Source organism: Enterobacter asburiae, assembly GCF_001521715.1.
Lineage (GTDB): Bacteria > Pseudomonadota > Gammaproteobacteria > Enterobacterales > Enterobacteriaceae > Enterobacter > Enterobacter asburiae.
Map to the genome: position 1 here is coordinate 1,039,148 of NZ_CP011863.1, position 16,989 is coordinate 1,056,136.

Genomic DNA, 16,989 nt, shown 5'->3' on the forward strand with positions numbered 1-16,989 from the left:
ATTCACCACGCAGTCAAAACGACAAGGCCCAGGCATACGGAAAGGGCAAAAAGGGAAAGATCCATCAGCATGGGATGCCAGATTTCGCCGGAGTACATCCAGTCGCGAAGCAGACGATGCGCGATGAGCCAGAGGATAAAGCCCACCAGAACGGCCTTAAATAGAGGAGGAAAGTAGACTGACGCACCGAAGATCAGGTCCTGAAGGGGTAAACCCTCTGAGCGATGAAAAAACGTCACGGGCAGAAATCCTTTGCAGTGAACAGAATGCCGCGTTGGCTTGTCTTAGTATGATGAAGCATCATAATTCAGTGTAAGTCATACTTTTAAGTTCGATGAATGCAGTATTGCATTTGTTTTGGCAATACAAATGCTGCACACTATTCTAAAATCAGTATAATAACTTAGCAAGCTAATTATAAGGAGATGAAATTGGAATCGCCATTAGGTTCTGATCTGGCAAGGTTGGTACGCGTCTGGCGTGCTCTGATTGACCATCGCCTGAAACCTCTGGAACTCACACAGACGCATTGGGTCACGCTGCACAACATTCATCAGCTGCCGCCCGATCAGTCGCAAATTCAACTGGCAAAAGCGATAGGGATTGAGCAACCGTCGCTGGTGCGCACGCTTGACCAACTGGAAGAGAAGGGGTTGATCTCGCGGCAAACCTGCGCCAGCGATCGTCGCGCCAAGCGGATTAAACTCACCGAGAAAGCGGCGCCTATCATCACGGAAATGGAAGCCGTGATCACCAGGACGCGCGGTGAAATTCTGTCTGGCGTTTCACCGGCGGAGCTGGAAATGCTCATCAGCCTCATTGGGCGCCTCGAGCAAAACATCCATGAGCTGCAGTCGCGCGACTGACAAACAACAAGGCCTTGCAGCAGCAAGGCCTTTTTTTTACTTAAAGACCACCACGCGGTTACGGCCGGTCTCCTTCGCTTCATACATCGCTTTGTCGGCATTTTCCACACACGTTTCTGCGGCTACTGCGGCTGACGTCGCCGTAAACACCCCCATGCTGATGGTGATTGGCTCCGGTAATTGACCGCCGCTGCTGCTGTTATCGAAGCTGCTGAGATTTAACCTTATGCGTTCCGCCACCTGGTACGCCGCGTCTGATGAGGTGTTGCCCAGCATCAGAACGAACTCCTCACCACCGATACGGGCCGCGATGTCCTAGGGGCGCACGGAATCCATCAGCAGATTAGCGACAAACTGCAGGACCTTGTCGCCCTGAAGATGCCCGTAGGTGTCGTTGATACGCTTGAAGCGATCGAGATCGCTGACGATGACGGAAACCGGGCGGCTGGGTTTGGCGATATCCAGCGCCTGCTTTAACGTTTCATAAAAATAACTGCGGTTATACAGGCGCGTCAGCGGGTCGCGAATGGAGTTCTGGTAAGACTGCTGATACTTAACGTGCGAGTCGCGATACAGCCTGAAAACATCGTAGAGCAGAACAAAAATGATCATCAGCGTGGCGACGGTTTCAAATAAGCGAGCGCGATACCAGGAGACATCTTCAACATGTCCACCCACTAACAGCATTGAGAGCGTGACGATATAGCAGACGCACAGAAAATTACCGCCCACCCAGAATAAGTTGCGTATGCGCGTAATAAACATCAGCGTGGCTAATGTCACCACCCAGAGTGCAATTAATGCAATATTAATGAAGTGGCTCCAGAGAACCATAAACTCACGGGTTTCATTATCCACAAGATCAATGGATAAAAAGGAAGAATGACTGGAATACATCCAGGCCAAACCTACTGCAAAGACGGTAAAGAGAAACTCTCCGCTCACAATAGCGATATGCGCCAGCCGCGAAAGGGGACAATTGCGCGTGGTATAGAGTATTGCCGAAACGATTATTAGCACCGCCATTAAGAGATGGCGGAACATATAGAAGATCATCGCATCGTTGTAGTTCACCGCGTTGAACTGATAGAGGTCCAGCCAGGCGGGAAAGCTGCACAGCGTTCCGACCATCAGCGATGCCGACCCGGCAAAGGCAAAAGCGAGCGATACCAGATACAACCGTTTTCGGTCACACCAGTATTTCATTGCCATAAAGCAGGCAATAAACAGATCAAACACCAGTAAAAAAATGGTGAGCGTAGGGAACAAGTGAGACGAAAAGGTTGGAACCCATTCGGCAATTTTTGAAAACAGGGCGTGTAATATGCCGATAACAGCAATACAACCTAGACAGAACGAGATATAACGACCCTTTACAGAACGATGATTCGCATACATATACGGTTTTAATGACTTTATAATGAATTAAGGTGAGGATATTGCGGAGAGTGTAATCAATTAGCACGCTAAATACTTTGCGCAGAAACAATATATGGCGTGGTTAATAATTGGTGAGGTGAATGTATTTTGTAAATGTATTTGTGGGAGTGATAAATAATGTAAATGGATGTGGCCTGATGACCACATCCATTTTTAATTAACGTGGAGAAACGGTTACCTGACTTCCGTTGCTTGCCAGAACAACGCGCTGGCCTGCAGAGAAGCGAGTGCTGCCTTGTTTCTGTACAACCATGATCGTGCTGCCGTCGTCTTTACGAATTTCCAGCTCTACGCCCTGGGTTTTGTTCATCGCACCCTGAACGCCCTGGCCGGCTACGCCACCCGCAACGGCGCCTGCGGCTGTTGCCAGCGAGCGTCCTGTACCGCCACCGACGGTATTACCGAGGAAACCACCCAGAACGGCACCGCCGATTGCACCCATTACGTTGCTTTCATCACCACCCTGGATCTGTACAGGACGTGCGTTAACAACGGTACCGTAAGTCACGTTCTGAACCTGTTTCGCTTCAGAAGCGCTGTAAACGTCGCCAGAAAGTGAACTGTCATTCACACAGCCAGCCAGAGTTAAACCAATCAGCGAAACGCCCAGTACACGTAAAATCATTTGAATCTCCTGTTCACCAAAAACGCCCGATTGGGGGCATCCGTTATGGCTAAATTATATGGCATAAGGGGCCATAGTTCATATCTTTGCACTAACAATAAGAAAATTGTACTTGAATTTGACTTAACGAGACATAAACAGGATCCGCCCGCGTTACCCGTCTGACATTGTTAAAAAATATTATCGCCGGATGGCAAAGCTGCGCCGTTTATGGTTGAGTGGATATCCTTAGCCCACGCAACGTAAGGAAAGCGCATGAAATCGGGTCGCTACATTGGGGTGATGTCAGGCACCAGTCTGGATGGGGTAGATGTCGTTCTGGCCGCCATTGACGAAAACATGGTGGCGCAGCAGGCGAGCCTGACCTGGCCAATCCCCATTTCACTGAAAGAGGATATTCTGAGTATCTGTCAGGGGCAGCAGCTAACCCTCTCCCAGCTTGGACAGCTTGATGTTCGCCTGGGGGCGCTGTTTGCGGATGCGGTGCAGGCTTTGATGCAAAAAGAACATCTTCGCCCGCAGGACGTGGTGGCCATCGGGTGTCACGGACAAACGGTCTGGCATGAGCCCGGAGGAGATGCCCCGCATACCCTGCAAATCGGCGATAACAACCAGATTGTGGCAAAGACGGGCGTGACGGTAGTAGGCGATTTCCGTCGTCGCGATATCGCCCTTGGCGGGCAGGGCGCGCCGCTGGTGCCCGCGTTCCATCAGGCGTTACTGGCGCACCCTACAGAACGTCGCATGGTGCTCAACATTGGCGGGATTGCCAACCTGTCGATGCTCATCCCGGGGCAGCCCGTCCGCGGCTACGATACCGGCCCGGGCAATATGCTAATGGATGCCTGGATCTGGCGGCAGTGCGGACAACCGTATGATAAAAACGCCGAGTGGGCGAGCGGGGGGAAAGTGATTATTCCGCTGCTGCAGTCGATGCTAAGCGACCCTTATTTTGCCCTGCCGGCCCCTAAGAGCACGGGGCGTGAATACTTCAACTTAGGCTGGCTTGAGCGTCAGCTGGCACCATTCCCGGCGCTCGCGCCGCAGGATGTCCAGGCGACGCTTGCCGAGCTGACGGCCGTGTCGATCTCCGAACAGGTTCTGCTCAGCGGCGGATGTGAACGCCTGCTGGTGTGCGGCGGAGGAAGCCGCAACCCGCTGGTGATGGCGCGTCTTGCGGGGCTACTGCCGGGTACCGAAGTGACCACGACCGATGAGGCAGGCATCAGCGGTGATGATATGGAGGCGCTGGCCTTCGCCTGGCTTGCCTGGCGCACCATTGCCGGACTGCCGGGCAACTTGCCGTCGGTAACCGGTGCACGTGAAGCGAGCGTCCTCGGGGCGATTTTCCCGGCAAATCCTCGTCATAATCAGAGTTAACTGAAATTCAGCGCGGCGCGTCATCGTTAGAATGGAACGAAACAGGAGGGCAGCCATGCCCTCCAGGACCAGGAAAGTCTTCGGAATACGCCCATGAAAAAACTTCTTCTTATTGCCGCGCCTTTGTTGCTGTCAGGATGCAGCGTTTATAACCAGCTCCTTGAACGCATGCAGACCGATACGCTGGAGTATCGCTGCGACGAAAAACCGCTGACCGTGAAGCTGAATAACCCACGCCAGGAAGCCAGCTTTGTTTACGACAATAAACTGCTGACGCTGAAGCAGGGCATGTCGGCTTCCGGCGCGCGTTATACCGACGGTATCTACGTCTTCTGGTCAAAAGGCGAAAGCGCTACGGTCTACAAACGCGACCGCATTGTGCTGAACAATTGCCAGCTCGAAAATCCGAAGCGTTGAGATTTTTACAGGGGCGGCGCACAATAGCGCCACCCACTCTCAATGTCAGCTAACGCCATGTCAGATAACGACGAACTGCAGCAAATTGCGCATCTGCGCCGTGAATACACTAAAGGCGGCCTGCGTCGCCAGGATCTTCCCGCTGAACCCCTCGTGCTTTTCGAACGCTGGCTGAAACAGGCCTGCGAAGCGAAACTCGCCGATCCAACGGCCATGGTTGTCGCGACGGTGGATGAAATCGGTCAACCGTATCAGCGCATCGTATTGCTCAAGCATTATGACGAGAAAGGGCTGGTGTTCTATACCAACCTCGGCAGCCGCAAGGCGCACCATTTAGAAAACAATCCGCGTATCAGCCTGCTGTTCCCCTGGCACATGCTGGAACGTCAGGTAATGGTCACCGGCAAGGCGGAACGTCTCTCGACGCTGGAAGTGGTGAAGTATTTCCACAGCCGTCCGCGCGACAGCCAGATTGGCGCCTGGGTATCAAAACAGTCCAGCCGAATTTCTGCCCGCGGCGTGCTGGAAAGTAAATTCCTGGAGCTGAAACAGAAGTTCCAGCAGGGTGAAATTCCTCTGCCAAGTTTCTGGGGCGGGTTCCGCATCCCGATTGAGCAGATGGAGTTCTGGCAGGGGGGCGAACATCGCCTGCACGACCGCTTTTTATACCAGCGCGAGAATGGCGGCTGGAAAATCGACAGACTGGCACCGTAATCCCCGAAATTTGTTGATTTAAGCGCTAGCGCACACCGCGCTTGCGCTTTATTCTATGGTCCTTTCGCATCAGGCGAAAAGTCGTGCACCGGCAAAGGTGCAGTCGTTTATACATGGAGAATTTGATGGCAAGCAGTAACTTGATTAAACAATTGCAAGAGCGGGGCCTCGTGGCCCAGGTGACGGACGAGGAAGCGTTAGCAGAGCGACTGGCGCAAGGCCCGATCGCGCTCTATTGCGGCTTCGATCCCACCGCTGACAGCTTGCATTTGGGGCATCTTGTTCCATTGTTATGCCTGAAACGCTTCCAGATGGCGGGCCATAAGCCTGTTGCGCTGGTGGGCGGCGCGACCGGTCTGATTGGTGACCCAAGCTTTAAAGCCGCTGAGCGTAAACTGAATACCGAAGATACCGTGCAGGAGTGGGTGGATAAGATCCGCAAACAGGTTGCACCGTTCCTCGACTTCAACTGTGGTGATAACTCTGCCATTGCCGCGAACAACTACGACTGGTTTGGCAGCATGAACGTGCTGACCTTCCTGCGCGACATCGGCAAGCACTTCTCTGTTAACCAGATGATTAACAAAGAGGCCGTGAAGCAGCGTCTGAACCGTGACGACCAGGGTATCTCCTTTACCGAGTTCTCCTACAACCTGCTGCAGGGTTATGACTTTGCCTGTCTGAACAAGCTGCACGGCGTTTCCCTACAGATTGGCGGTTCCGATCAGTGGGGTAACATCACCTCCGGTATCGATCTGACCCGTCGTCTGCACCAGAACCAGGTCTTCGGCCTGACCGTTCCGCTGATCACCAAAGCCGACGGCACCAAATTTGGTAAAACCGAAGGCGGCGCGGTATGGCTCGATCCGAAGAAAACCAGCCCGTACAAGTTCTACCAGTTCTGGATCAACACGGCGGATGCCGATGTTTACCGCTTCCTGAAGTTCTTCACCTTTATGGACATCGAAGAGATCAACGCGCTGGAAGAAGAAGACAAGAACAGCGGTAAAGCGCCGCGCGCCCAGTACGTGCTGGCGGACGAAGTGACCAAACTGGTTCACGGTGAAGAAGGTCTGGCTGCGGCAAAACGCATTACCGCAAGCCTGTTCAACGGTACCCTGAGCGATCTGAGCGAAGCGGACTTCGAACAGCTGGCGCAGGACGGCGTGCCGATGGTTGAGATGGATAAAGGGGCTGACCTGATGCAGGCGCTGGTGGACTCTGAGCTCCAGCCTTCGCGCGGTCAGGCGCGTAAAACTATCGCCTCTAACGCTATCACCATCAACGGTGAGAAACAGGCTGACCCGGAATACACCTTCGTTGACGATGATCGTCTGTATGGTCGCTACACGCTGCTGCGTCGCGGTAAGAAAAACTACTGCCTTGTCTGCTGGAAATAATTAACAGTCTCCAGGGGCGTGGGAAACCACGCCCCTTTTGTTTTTTCAGGGTTTGGTAAGAAAAAAATGAAGAACATCCTCGCCATTCAGTCCCACGTTGTTTTTGGACACGCTGGCAATAGCGCCGCGGAATTCCCGATGCGTCGCCTCGGCGTCAACGTCTGGCCCCTTAATACCGTGCAGTTCTCTAACCACACGCAATACGGCAAATGGACCGGCTGCGTGATGCCGCCTTCGCACCTCACCGAGGTTGTGCAGGGGATTGCCGATATCGACCAGCTCAAACGCTGTGACGCCGTGCTGAGCGGTTACCTCGGCTCAGCGGAGCAGGGGGAGCGTATCCTCGGCATCGTACGCCAGGTGAAAGCCGCAAACCCGTCGGCAAAATACTTCTGCGACCCCGTCATGGGCCATCCGGAGAAAGGCTGCATCGTGGCACCAGGCGTAGCAGAGTTTCACGTCCGCCACGCGCTGCCCGCCAGCGATATCATCGCGCCAAACCTGGTCGAACTCGAAATTCTCTGCGAGCGTCCGGTTAACAGCGTTGAAGAGGCGGTAAGCGCGTCTCGTGAGCTGATCGCTCAGGGGCCTGAGGTGGTGCTGGTAAAACATCTCGCCCGCGCAGGGTTGAGCCAGGACCGTTTTGAGATGCTTCTGGTAACGAAAGATGACGCCTGGCATATTAGCCGTCCGCTGGTGGATTTCGGCCTGCGCCAGCCGGTTGGGGTCGGGGATGTCACCAGCGGTCTGCTGCTGGTGAAATTACTGCAGGGGGCGACGATGCGCGACGCGCTGGAGCACGTTACCGCGGCGGTGTACGAAATCATGATTGCGACGAAAGAGATGCAGGAATATGAACTGCAGGTGGTTGCGGCACAGGATCGTATCGCGAAGCCGGAGCACTATTTCAGCGCAACCCGGTTATAACCGGCCAAAACGTGTAGGCCGGGTGCGCGTTAGCGCCACCCGGCAACACAGGCCGCTCGGTTAGTTCAACCCTTCCGCTTTCAGCGCCGCAGCTACTGCAGGACGCTCTGTCATGCGTTTCATATACGATGCGATATGGTCTAACCCTTCCAGGTTCAGCTTAACCGCGCGCGCCCAGCGCAGCACGGTAAACAGATACGCATCGGCGATCGTGAAGCGCGAACCACAAATCCACTGTTCGTCTTTCAGCGATTCGTTAACGTAGTGCAGCTTTTTCTCAAGAAGCGCACGCAGGGTCGGTTTGAACTCCTCTGGCGTATCCGGGCGGAACAACGGCGTAAATCCTTTGTGCAGTTCGGCCGCAATGTAGTTCAGCCATTCCAGCGTCTTATAGCGAGAAACGGTACTGACCGGTGCCAGCAGCTGACGATCGGGTACGCTATCGGCCAGGAACTGCATAATCGCGACGCCTTCGGTCAGCAGAGTACCGTCATCCAGCAAGAGAGCCGGAACTTGTCCCTTGGGGTTAATGGCAAGAAAATCATCGCCATTTTCCAGACGCTTTTTCATCAGATCAACGCCATCCAGCGTGAAATCTTTGCCGCTCTCGCGCAGGGTGATATGGGAAGCAAGAGAGCACGCGCCCGGTTTGTAGAACAGTTTCATCGGTAACTCCTTTTTGCTGAGGTTTCAGCTATGTTAGTGCGCCAATGGACAAAAAAAAAGCCGCTAATCTGCATTAGCGGCTCGTCGTTTCTCAATAATCTTACGCGGTAGCGGTTTTGGTTGCTTCAGCCGTCTTGTCGTCGTCCTGAGTCATACGGTTCAGTTTCGGCGCGGTCAGCAGCATCAGAACTGCAATAACCGCAGTAGCGATACCAATCTGCATGAACACAGTGCCGTACACGTTCAGGGAAAGCAGTGGGTCAGTCACGTTTTCCGGAACCGCCATCAGGTTAGCAATCTTACCTGCGATGATTGCCGCACCCGCAGTGGTCAGGAACCAGCTACCCATGATGAAGCCCATCAGACGCTGTGGCACCAGCTGTGCAACCATCGCCAGGCCCAGACCGGAGATCATCAGTTCGCCGATAGACTGCAGCGCGTAGCTCAGGATCAGCCAGTTAACGGACACGATACCGGCGTCGGTGGCAAATTTGGTACCCAGCGGCAGCACCAGGAAGGCGCAAGAACACAGCACCATGCCCACGGCGAACTTGTGCGGCATTGGCAGACGGTCGCCCATCTTGTTATAGATAGCGGCCAGAATCGGGGAACCAATCATGATCCAGAACGGGTTCAGCGCCTGGAACTGCTCAGGTTCGAACGCGATACCGAGGATTGAATGCTCAACGTTACGGATAGCGAAGAAGTTCAGGGAAGTTGGCATCTGGCTATACAGCACGAAGAAGATAATCGCTTCCAGCATCAGAATGAACGCCACAATCATCTTACGACGGGCAGCGCCCTGCATGGCGAAGGCTTCTTTCGCAAAGATGACCACGATACCCAGCGCAACCACGCCCAGAACGGCACGGGCGATACCCTGGTTGTGCAGCAGCCAGGTGGCGATTGCCGCGAGGACAACAACGCCCACGATGGTAGCCAGCAGTTTGCCCATATGCACAGGCTCGAAGTCAGGTTTTGAACCGTAGTCTTTAACCCAGCTGCGGCAGAACAGGAAGTTCACCACGGTGATCAGCATGCCCACGAAGCTCAGCGCAAACGCCACGCTCCAGCCGAACTTCGCCGCGAGCCATGGGGTTGCCAGCATCGAGAAGAACGAACCGATGTTGATGGACATGTAGTACATGGTAAATGCACCGTCCAGGCGCGGATCGTCTTTGTTGTAGCAGGTAGAAAGCAGGGAGGACGGGTTCGCTTTGAACAGACCGTTACCGACGGCAATCGTCGCCATACCCATATACACGACAGCGGCATCATGCCCTGACCATGCAACCAGACCATAGCCAATCGCCAGGACAATGGCGCCCAGCATGATGACGCGTTTAGTTCCGAGGACTTTATCACCCAGCCAGCCGCCAATAGCGACCAGACCGTACACCAGAGCACTGAAGGAAGAGAACAGCGTGATGGAATCGGCTTCGGACATACCCAGCTGTTTTACCAGGTAAACCGCCATGATCCCTTGCAGGCCGTAATAACCAAAACGCTCCCATAACTCAATAGAGAAGATGAGATAGAACGCTTTAGGCTGTTTAAAAGCGTTGAGACTCACGCTTTCATCTGTTGGTTTATTGTTTGCAGTAGACACATATACCTCTTTTTTTACATCCCATATTAACGGGGGTGTTCATAGCGTGATGGCCGTAGTCCATACGCCTTATAGTTATATTGGGAGGAGAAACGGCGGGTAATGTTCACTATCCTGCCCCATCTGGCAATACGTTTGTAATAATCTGTTACATATATCTGAGGTGGTATAATCGTCGGCTCATATAAATGTTATTCAGCGTTAAATTTCATACGATGATTAAAGGTAGTTTTTTCGACTGGCAGTAACCCACTTCGATCAGCCTTTGGCGATATGTTCTGCTATTTGTCGCTTAGCGTAGTGATATAGCCCATATTCTGAAAAATAGCTGGTCTTATCTTCGGTGATGGAGGGGGAGTATCTTGCCAGACAAAGGGTTTAGGCGGATTTTGACAACAAAAATTCAACATGAAGTTATCAGGGTGATCGCGATCACAGATGTATAGAAATTTTTGGCTATGAAAAAAGTATTAACCTGTTTGAGCGTTAAACAACCGAACAAGTGACAGGTTGGAGGAGGCGAAAGACGGACAAATAACGGCCAAAAGAAGGGCGCCTGGTAGCCCTTCTTTTGGTAAGGGATTGTGACGATCAGGGATACACTTTTTCTTTGTATTCGCAGAGATCTTCAATAATGCAGGAGCCGCAGCGAGGCTTACGGGCAATGCAGGTATAGCGACCGTGCAGAATCAGCCAGTGATGGCAATCAACCTTAAATTCGGCTGGAACCACCTTTAACAGCTTCTCTTCGACCTGCTCAACATTTTTCCCCGGCGCGAAGTTAGTCCGGTTAGACACGCGGAAAATATGCGTATCCACGGCGATGGTCGGCCAGCCAAACGCGGTGTTGAGCACCACGTTCGCAGTCTTACGCCCCACGCCCGGTAAGGCTTCCAGCGCGGCGCGATCTTCCGGTACTTCACCCCCGTGCTGTTCCAGCAGGATCCGGCAGGTCTTAATGACATTTTCGGCTTTGCTGTTAAACAGGCCGATGGTTTTGATATAGGACTTCACGCCTTCCACGCCCAGCTCCAGCATGGCTTTCGGCGTATTGGCGACCGGATAGAGCAGGGCAGTGGCTTTATTGACGCTCACATCGGTCGCCTGCGCAGAGAGCAACACGGCGATCAGCAGCTCAAACGGGGAGGTAAAATTCAGCTCCGTCGTCGGGTGCGGGTTCTCGTCCCGCAGACGGGTCAGGATCGCAATGCGCTTTTCTTTATTCATGAAGCCTTCTCGGGTGTCCCTTCCAGAACGCCACGCTCAGCCGCGCGGCGCTTACGTTTCTCATCAATCAGATATTTTATCGCCAGCATCATGCCAAGGCCAATAAACGCGCCAGGGGGCAGCATCGCCAGCAGGAATGGCGTATCGGTGTGGAACACTTCAACGCGCAGCGCTTTGGCCCAGCCGCCCAGCAGCGCATCTGCGCCGTCAAACAGCGTACCGTTACCGAGGATCTCGCGCAGCGAGCCCAGCACGAACATGGCGCAGGTGGCGCCCATTCCAATGGAAAAACCATCCAGCGCCGACATGGCGGGGCTGTTTTTCACCGCGAACGCTTCCGCACGGCCAACGACGATACAGTTGGTGACGATCAGGGGAATAAAGATCCCGAGCGACTGGTACAGGCCAAACGCGTAGGCGTTAATCAGCATCTGGACGATACTGACCACCGACGCAATGATCATGACGTAAATCGGAATACGAATTTCCGACGGCGTCCAGCGGCGCAGGGCGGAGATGGAGAGGTTGGTCAGGGTCAGCACCAGCGTGGTTGCCAGGCCCAGACCGAGCGCGTTGGTGGCGGTGGACGTTACCGCCAGCAGTGGACACATCCCCAGAAGCTGCACCAGAGCGGAGTTGTTCTTCCACAATCCCTGGACAATAACCTCTTTAACCTGGCTCATGATTACTCCTCACAGGCCGGAAGATTGTTGATTTGCGCGGGCAGCGTTTCGGCATACAGCCCGGCTCGTTTTACGGCGTTCACCACGGCGCGCGGCGTGATGGTCGCGCCGGTGAACTGGTCGAACTCGCCGCCGTCTTTCTTCACCGCAAATGCGGTATCCCCTTCGCCATGGATAACTTTACCGGCGAAGTGCAAAATCCAGTCGCTCAGACGGGTTTCAATTTTATCGCCCAGGCCCGGCGTTTCATGATGCTGCGTCACGCGGGTACCCAGTATTGTGCCGGAGAAATCGCTGCCGACAAGCAGCTGAATGGCGCCGGAATAGCCGTCGGGCGCCGTCGCTTCCATCACCGCGCCTACCGGTTTATCCCCTTTGCGGGCAATAAAGAGGCGGTGCGGGCCTTTCCCAAGCTGCGGCGCGTCTACCACAAAGCAGCTCTTTTGCAGGTCATTATCGTAGAAATCTGACGGGATCACCTGATCGAACAGCGCCTTTTGCTGCTTTGAAGCCTGCTCTTCGATGGTCGTTTTGGTTAACGCATTCACCAGTGCCGTCAGCCCCGTCAGGACCGCGGCGAAGACAGCCAGCGTGACGCCGTGTTTTTGCATCGTTTTTAACATGGCGAAACCCTTAGCGATGTCCGTACACGCGCGGACGCGTGTAATAGTCGATGAGCGGAACGGTAATGTTGGCGAGCAGGACGGCAAACGCAACGCCGTCCGGGTAACCGCCAAAGCTGCGGATCAGCCATACCAGCAGGCCCGCCAGCGCGCCGAAGATCAGGCGGCCGCGGTTAGTCGTTGACGCAGTGACCGGGTCCGTCAGGATAAAGAAGGCACCTAGCATGGTCGCACCGGAGAGCAAATGCATCTGCGGGCTGGCGAGTGATTCAGGAGAGAAGACCCATCCCAGCGTCGCGCAAACCGTCAGCGTCACGAGGAAGCTGACCGGAATATGCCAGCGAATGGCTTTCTGCTGCAGCAGGAACAGGCCGCCCAGCAGATACGCCAGGTTGACCCACTGCCAGCCTGCACCCGCCAGCATGCCGCTGTAAATCGCGGATTTCATGATCTGCTCAACGCTGTGCCCGGCATGCAAGGACGTTTTAAAGGTATCGAGAGGCGTCGCCTGACTGATGCCGTCCACGCCCATGCGCAGCGCGTTCATATCAGCCCCGAGCGCCGTATGGCCGGTAAAGATCACGTGCAGGGCATCCATAAAGCCCGGAACAGTGGCGGCAATCTCGTGCGGCGGCAGCCAGCTGGTCATCTGCACCGGGAAGGAGATCAGCAGCACCACGTAGCCAATCATCGCCGGGTTAAACGGGTTATGACCGAGCCCGCCGTACAGCTGTTTGGCAATGATCACGGCAAACACGGTACCAAGGACCACCATCCACCATGGGGCGAAAGGCGGGATACTGATGGCCAGCAGCAGGCCGGTCAGCAGCGCGGAGTTGTCGGCAAGAATGCGTGAAACCGCCATCTTACGCAATTTCAGGACGAGTGCTTCCGCCGCGACGGCGCTGGCGCAGCCCAGGGCTATCTGGAACAGGGTTCCCCAGCCGAAAAACCAGCACTGAACGGCAATGCCCGGCAGCGCGGCCAGGCAGACCAGCATCATAATGCGCGATGTCTGCCGCTGGTTGTGGGTGTAGGGGGAACTTGCGATTCTGAAAACCATTTAATCCTCGTTTACGGCTTGCTGTGCGGCTTTCTTCGCCTGAACGCGCGCAATGGCGACGGCGACGGCGGCCTTGCGCGGGTCATCGTTGGCGGCCTGCGGCTGCTCTTCCTGTTGCGCCGCCTTACGGGCTTTGGCGCGGGCAATCGCCGCTTCGACGGCGGCTTTGCGCGGGTCGACCGGTGGTGCTTCTGCTTCTGATGCTGCCTCTGGCGCCTGCTGCGCAGCCTTACGGGCTTTGGCCCGGGCTATAGCCGCTTCAACGGCCGCTTTGCGCGGGTCGACCGGTGGCGCTTCTGCTTCTGATACTGCCGCTGGTGCCTGCTGCGCAGCCTTACGGGCTTTGGCCCGGGCAATTGCCGCTTCGACGGCCGCTTTGCGCGGATCGACCGCATCCTGCTCGATGACCACGCTTTGCTCACCCGACTTGCGGGCTTTGGCGCGGGCAATCGCCGCTTCAACGGCCGCTTTACGCGGGTCGACCTCAGTATCTGCCTGAACCGTTTGCGCTTTTTCCGCCTGACGCGCGCGAGCCGCAGCCTTTCGCGCTTCGCGGGCGGCAATCGCTTCGCTGTTATCCGGTTTTTCCCCGGCCTGGATCACCACCGTCTGGGCGGCATCGGCTTTTTTCTCGCGAACGCGAGCCAGTGCGGCGTTGATCGCGTCCTGATCTTTCCCGACAGGCTGAACGGCGGCCTGCTTGTGGCGTTCCTGACGGGCGATTTTTTCGCGCTCCAGTCGCGCCTGACGCGCTTCGAAACGTGCCTTGGCTTCCGCGGCGCGTTTTTCTTCCATGGAAATGGCATAAATCTCGGCCTTCTCCTGGCGGAAGTATTGCACCAGCGGAATGTTGCTTGGGCAGACCCAGGCGCAGGCACCGCATTCAATGCAGTCGGCCAGGTTATGGGATTTTGCCTTGTCGTGCAGCTGGCCTTTGCTGTACCAGTACAGCTGCTGCGGGAGGAGATCCGCCGGGCAGGCATCGGCACAGGCGCTGCAGCGGATGCAGCCTTTCTCTTCCTGTTCTTCACCCATTTCGGTTGGGGAAGGGGCGAGCAGACAGTTCGTGATTTTCACTACCGGAACGTCCAGCCACGGCAGCGTAAAGCCCATCAGCGGGCCGCCCATGATCACCATCTGGTCGCTGGCCGGGCAAAATTCAGCCTGTTCCAGCAGATGGCGCACCGGCGTACCCAGACGCGCCCAGACGTTGCCCGGACGGGAAACCGACTCGCCGGTCAGCGTCACCACGCGCTCGGTCAACGGCTCGCCGTCAATCACCGCGCGTTTCACCGCATAGGCGGTGCCGACGTTTTGCATCAGCACGCCAATATCCGAAGAGCGTCCGCCGTGCGGCACCTGCTTGCCGGTGAGAATTTGCGTCAGCTGTTTTGCGCCGCCAGAAGGGTACTTGGTCGGGATAACGCGCAGGCTAATATCATGACTGCCCGCCAGCACGGCGCGCAGCATCGAGATGGCCTGCGGCTTATTGTCTTCGATACCAATCAGCACTTCCCGCGGCTGCAGAATGTGCGCAAGGATTCGGATTCCTTCCACCACCTGAGCGGCGCAATCCTGCATCAGACGATCGTCTGCGGTGATGTACGGCTCGCACTCGGCGGCATTGATAATCAACGTCTGGATGTTATCGCCCCCGCCGCGCAGCTTGACGCCGGTCGGGAAGCCCGCGCCGCCCAGCCCGGCGACGCCGAACTGATGAATTCGCTCGATAAGCGCTTCGCGGCTCTGGCTGCGGTAGTCGCTCCAGCCGTCACGATCGATCCAGCGGTCTTCGCCGTCGGCTTCAATGATCACGCTCAGCTCCGACAGCCCGGATGGATGAGCCACCGTATGAGGGGCAATCGCCACCACTTTACCGGAGGTGGGGGCGTGTATCGGCAGCATGCGTCCACGGCCAAAGGTTAGCGGCTGACCGCGAAGAACCGTATCGCCTTCTTTCACGCACAGCTCGCCCTCAGCGCCAATATGCTGCTTGAGCGGCATGACGTAACGCGTCGCCAGCGGAATTTGACGCAGCGGCGTGCCGTTGGACTGGGTTTTCATTTCCGGTGGATGAATACCGCCGTCAAAGTCCCAAATCTTCTCTTTTCTGAAAGCAGAAAATAACTTAAGCATGTTGTTCCACAGGAATGATGCGAACCGGAATGGTTTGAAGATCCCACTTCCAGCTTTCGGTAGTCGTTGCAACCGGGCGCAGCTCAATACATTGCGTCGGACAGGGGGCCACGCAGAGGTTACAGCCGGTGCACAGATCCGCCACAACGGTGTGCATGGCGCGGGTGGCGCCAACAATGGCGTCAACCGGGCAGGCCTGAATACATTTGGTACAGCCGATGCAGTTGGCTTCGTCGATCACGGCCAGGGCACGGACCGGCTCCTGCACCTCCGCATCGCCATCAACGGGCTGCGGATCGACGTTGAGCAGGGCCGCAATTTTCAGCATCACCGCTTCGCCGCCGGGGGCGCAGCGGTTAATTTTTTCACCCTGAATGCCTACCGCTTCAGCGTAGGGACGGCAGCCCGGGTAGCCGCACTGCCCGCACTGGCTTTGCGGCAAAAGCTCATCAATTTTTTCAACAACGGGATCGTCCTCTACCGCGAAACGGCGGGAGGCGTAACCCAGGATAAGGCCAAACACCAACCCCAGGACGCTGATAGAGGCGATGGCAATCCAGATAGCATTCATTACAACTTCACCAGACCACTAAAGCCCATAAAGGCCAGAGACATTAAACCCGCGGTCACCAGCGCAATCGCGTTACCGCGGAAGGGAGCAGGGATATCCGCTGCCGCCAGACGCTCGCGAATCGACGCGAACAGGACCATAACAAATGAGAAACCGACGGCGGCGGAAAAACCGTACAGCGCCGACTGCATGAAGTTATGGCCAAGGTTGATGTTCAGCAGCGCAACGCCGAGAACGGCGCAGTTGGTGGTGATCAGCGGCAGGAAGATACCCAGCAGGCGATAGAGGGCCGGGCTGGTTTTACGCACCACCATCTCAGTAAATTGCACAACAACTGCAATGACCAGAATAAAAGCCAGCGTACGAAGGTAGATTAACCCCAGCGGGATGAGGATCCAGGTATCAATCAACCACGCGCAGATGGACGCCATCGTCATGACGAAGGTCGTCGCCAGCCCCATGCCCATCGCCGTTTCCAGCTTTTTGGACACGCCCATAAACGGGCACAGGCCAAGGAACTTCACCAGAACGAAGTTGTTAACCAGCACGGTGCCGACAAAGAGCAGTAAGTAATCGGTCATTATTTAGCCTGAAATAAAAAGCCGCCTATTATCGGACAAACCCACGCAGGCGACAACAGGT

The 16,989-nt window shown here is 55.6% G+C and carries 17 protein-coding genes and 1 pseudogene; 6 read left to right on the plus strand and 12 right to left on the minus strand.

Annotated elements, in window-relative coordinates; translation table 11 throughout:
- Positions 1-2 precede the first annotated feature (2 nt).
- Positions 3-239 carry a DUF1656 domain-containing protein gene (locus tag ACJ69_RS05145; protein WP_054829565.1) on the minus strand — a complete coding sequence of 79 codons (237 nt, stop codon included), beginning with the start codon at positions 237-239 and terminating at the stop codon, positions 3-5.
- Between the two features lie 186 nt (positions 240-425).
- Between ACJ69_RS05145 and slyA the strand changes: the two genes are divergently transcribed.
- Positions 426-866 (plus strand): transcriptional regulator SlyA, encoded by a 441-nt coding sequence (gene slyA, locus ACJ69_RS05150; RefSeq protein ID WP_032651029.1) that lies wholly within the window; start codon positions 426-428, stop codon positions 864-866.
- Between the two features lie 36 nt (positions 867-902).
- Here slyA and ACJ69_RS05155 read toward each other — a convergent pair.
- Both ACJ69_RS05155 and slyB read right to left on the minus strand, forming a co-directional pair.
- Positions 903-2,264, minus strand: a pseudogene (locus tag ACJ69_RS05155) (MASE4 domain-containing protein).
- A gap of 199 nt (positions 2,265-2,463) precedes the next feature.
- Entirely contained in the window at positions 2,464-2,931 is a 468-nt protein-coding gene (slyB, locus tag ACJ69_RS05160) for an outer membrane lipoprotein SlyB (RefSeq protein ID WP_023311367.1), read from the minus strand.
- Positions 2,932-3,186: 255 nt separating this feature from the next.
- Between slyB and anmK the strand changes: the two genes are divergently transcribed.
- The 5 genes from anmK (at position 3,187) to pdxY (ending at position 7,769) form a co-directional block, all read left to right on the plus strand.
- Positions 3,187-4,311: an anhydro-N-acetylmuramic acid kinase gene (anmK, locus tag ACJ69_RS05165; RefSeq protein ID WP_047648005.1), complete on the plus strand. Its 1,125-nt coding sequence runs from the start codon at positions 3,187-3,189 to the stop codon at positions 4,309-4,311.
- Positions 4,312-4,404: 93 nt separating this feature from the next.
- Positions 4,405-4,728 (plus strand): C-type lysozyme inhibitor, encoded by a 324-nt coding sequence (gene mliC, locus ACJ69_RS05170; RefSeq protein WP_059346604.1) that lies wholly within the window; start codon positions 4,405-4,407, stop codon positions 4,726-4,728.
- A 57-nt stretch (positions 4,729-4,785) separates the two neighbouring features.
- Complete coding sequence (pdxH, locus tag ACJ69_RS05175) at positions 4,786-5,442, plus strand: pyridoxamine 5'-phosphate oxidase (protein WP_059347809.1); 657 nt, start codon at positions 4,786-4,788, stop codon at positions 5,440-5,442.
- A 125-nt stretch (positions 5,443-5,567) separates the two neighbouring features.
- Positions 5,568-6,842 carry a tyrosine--tRNA ligase gene (tyrS, locus tag ACJ69_RS05180; RefSeq protein WP_059346606.1) on the plus strand — a complete coding sequence of 425 codons (1,275 nt, stop codon included), beginning with the start codon at positions 5,568-5,570 and terminating at the stop codon, positions 6,840-6,842.
- Between the two features lie 66 nt (positions 6,843-6,908).
- Entirely contained in the window at positions 6,909-7,769 is an 861-nt protein-coding gene (gene pdxY, locus ACJ69_RS05185) for a pyridoxal kinase PdxY (protein ID WP_054829567.1), read from the plus strand.
- Between the two features lie 60 nt (positions 7,770-7,829).
- Here pdxY and gstA read toward each other — a convergent pair whose 3' ends face one another.
- The 9 genes from gstA to rsxA form a co-directional block, all read right to left on the minus strand.
- Positions 7,830-8,435 (minus strand): glutathione transferase GstA, encoded by a 606-nt coding sequence (gstA, locus tag ACJ69_RS05190; RefSeq protein ID WP_054829568.1) that lies wholly within the window; start codon positions 8,433-8,435, stop codon positions 7,830-7,832.
- Between the two features lie 100 nt (positions 8,436-8,535).
- Positions 8,536-10,044 carry a dipeptide/tripeptide permease DtpA gene (gene dtpA / locus ACJ69_RS05195; RefSeq protein ID WP_032657721.1) on the minus strand — a complete coding sequence of 503 codons (1,509 nt, stop codon included), beginning with the start codon at positions 10,042-10,044 and terminating at the stop codon, positions 8,536-8,538.
- 591 nt (positions 10,045-10,635) lie between these two features.
- On the minus strand, positions 10,636-11,271 hold the full coding sequence (gene nth, locus ACJ69_RS05200; protein ID WP_008500570.1) for an endonuclease III: 636 nt from the start codon (positions 11,269-11,271) through the stop codon (positions 10,636-10,638).
- Positions 11,268-11,954 (minus strand): electron transport complex subunit E, encoded by a 687-nt coding sequence (locus ACJ69_RS05205; protein WP_029740314.1) that lies wholly within the window; start codon positions 11,952-11,954, stop codon positions 11,268-11,270. Before ACJ69_RS05205 ends, nth begins: the two co-directional genes overlap by 4 nt.
- Before the next feature lie 2 nt (positions 11,955-11,956).
- Complete coding sequence (gene rsxG / locus ACJ69_RS05210) at positions 11,957-12,577, minus strand: electron transport complex subunit RsxG (protein WP_029740313.1); 621 nt, start codon at positions 12,575-12,577, stop codon at positions 11,957-11,959.
- Positions 12,578-12,587: 10 nt separating this feature from the next.
- Positions 12,588-13,640, minus strand: coding sequence for an electron transport complex subunit RsxD (gene rsxD, locus ACJ69_RS05215; protein ID WP_047648002.1), 1,053 nt, complete (start codon positions 13,638-13,640; stop codon positions 12,588-12,590).
- Positions 13,641-15,776, minus strand: coding sequence for an electron transport complex subunit RsxC (rsxC, locus tag ACJ69_RS05220; protein WP_059346609.1), 2,136 nt, complete (start codon positions 15,774-15,776; stop codon positions 13,641-13,643).
- The gene (gene rsxB / locus ACJ69_RS05225) at positions 15,769-16,347 is read right to left on the minus strand and encodes an electron transport complex subunit RsxB (protein ID WP_059346611.1); all 579 of its coding nucleotides are present in this window, start codon (positions 16,345-16,347) and stop codon (positions 15,769-15,771) included. Before rsxB ends, rsxC begins: the two co-directional genes overlap by 8 nt.
- Positions 16,347-16,928 (minus strand): electron transport complex subunit RsxA, encoded by a 582-nt coding sequence (rsxA, locus tag ACJ69_RS05230; protein WP_014883581.1) that lies wholly within the window; start codon positions 16,926-16,928, stop codon positions 16,347-16,349. The genes rsxB and rsxA overlap by 1 nt, the downstream gene beginning before the upstream one ends.
- Positions 16,929-16,989: the final 61 nt, after the last annotated feature.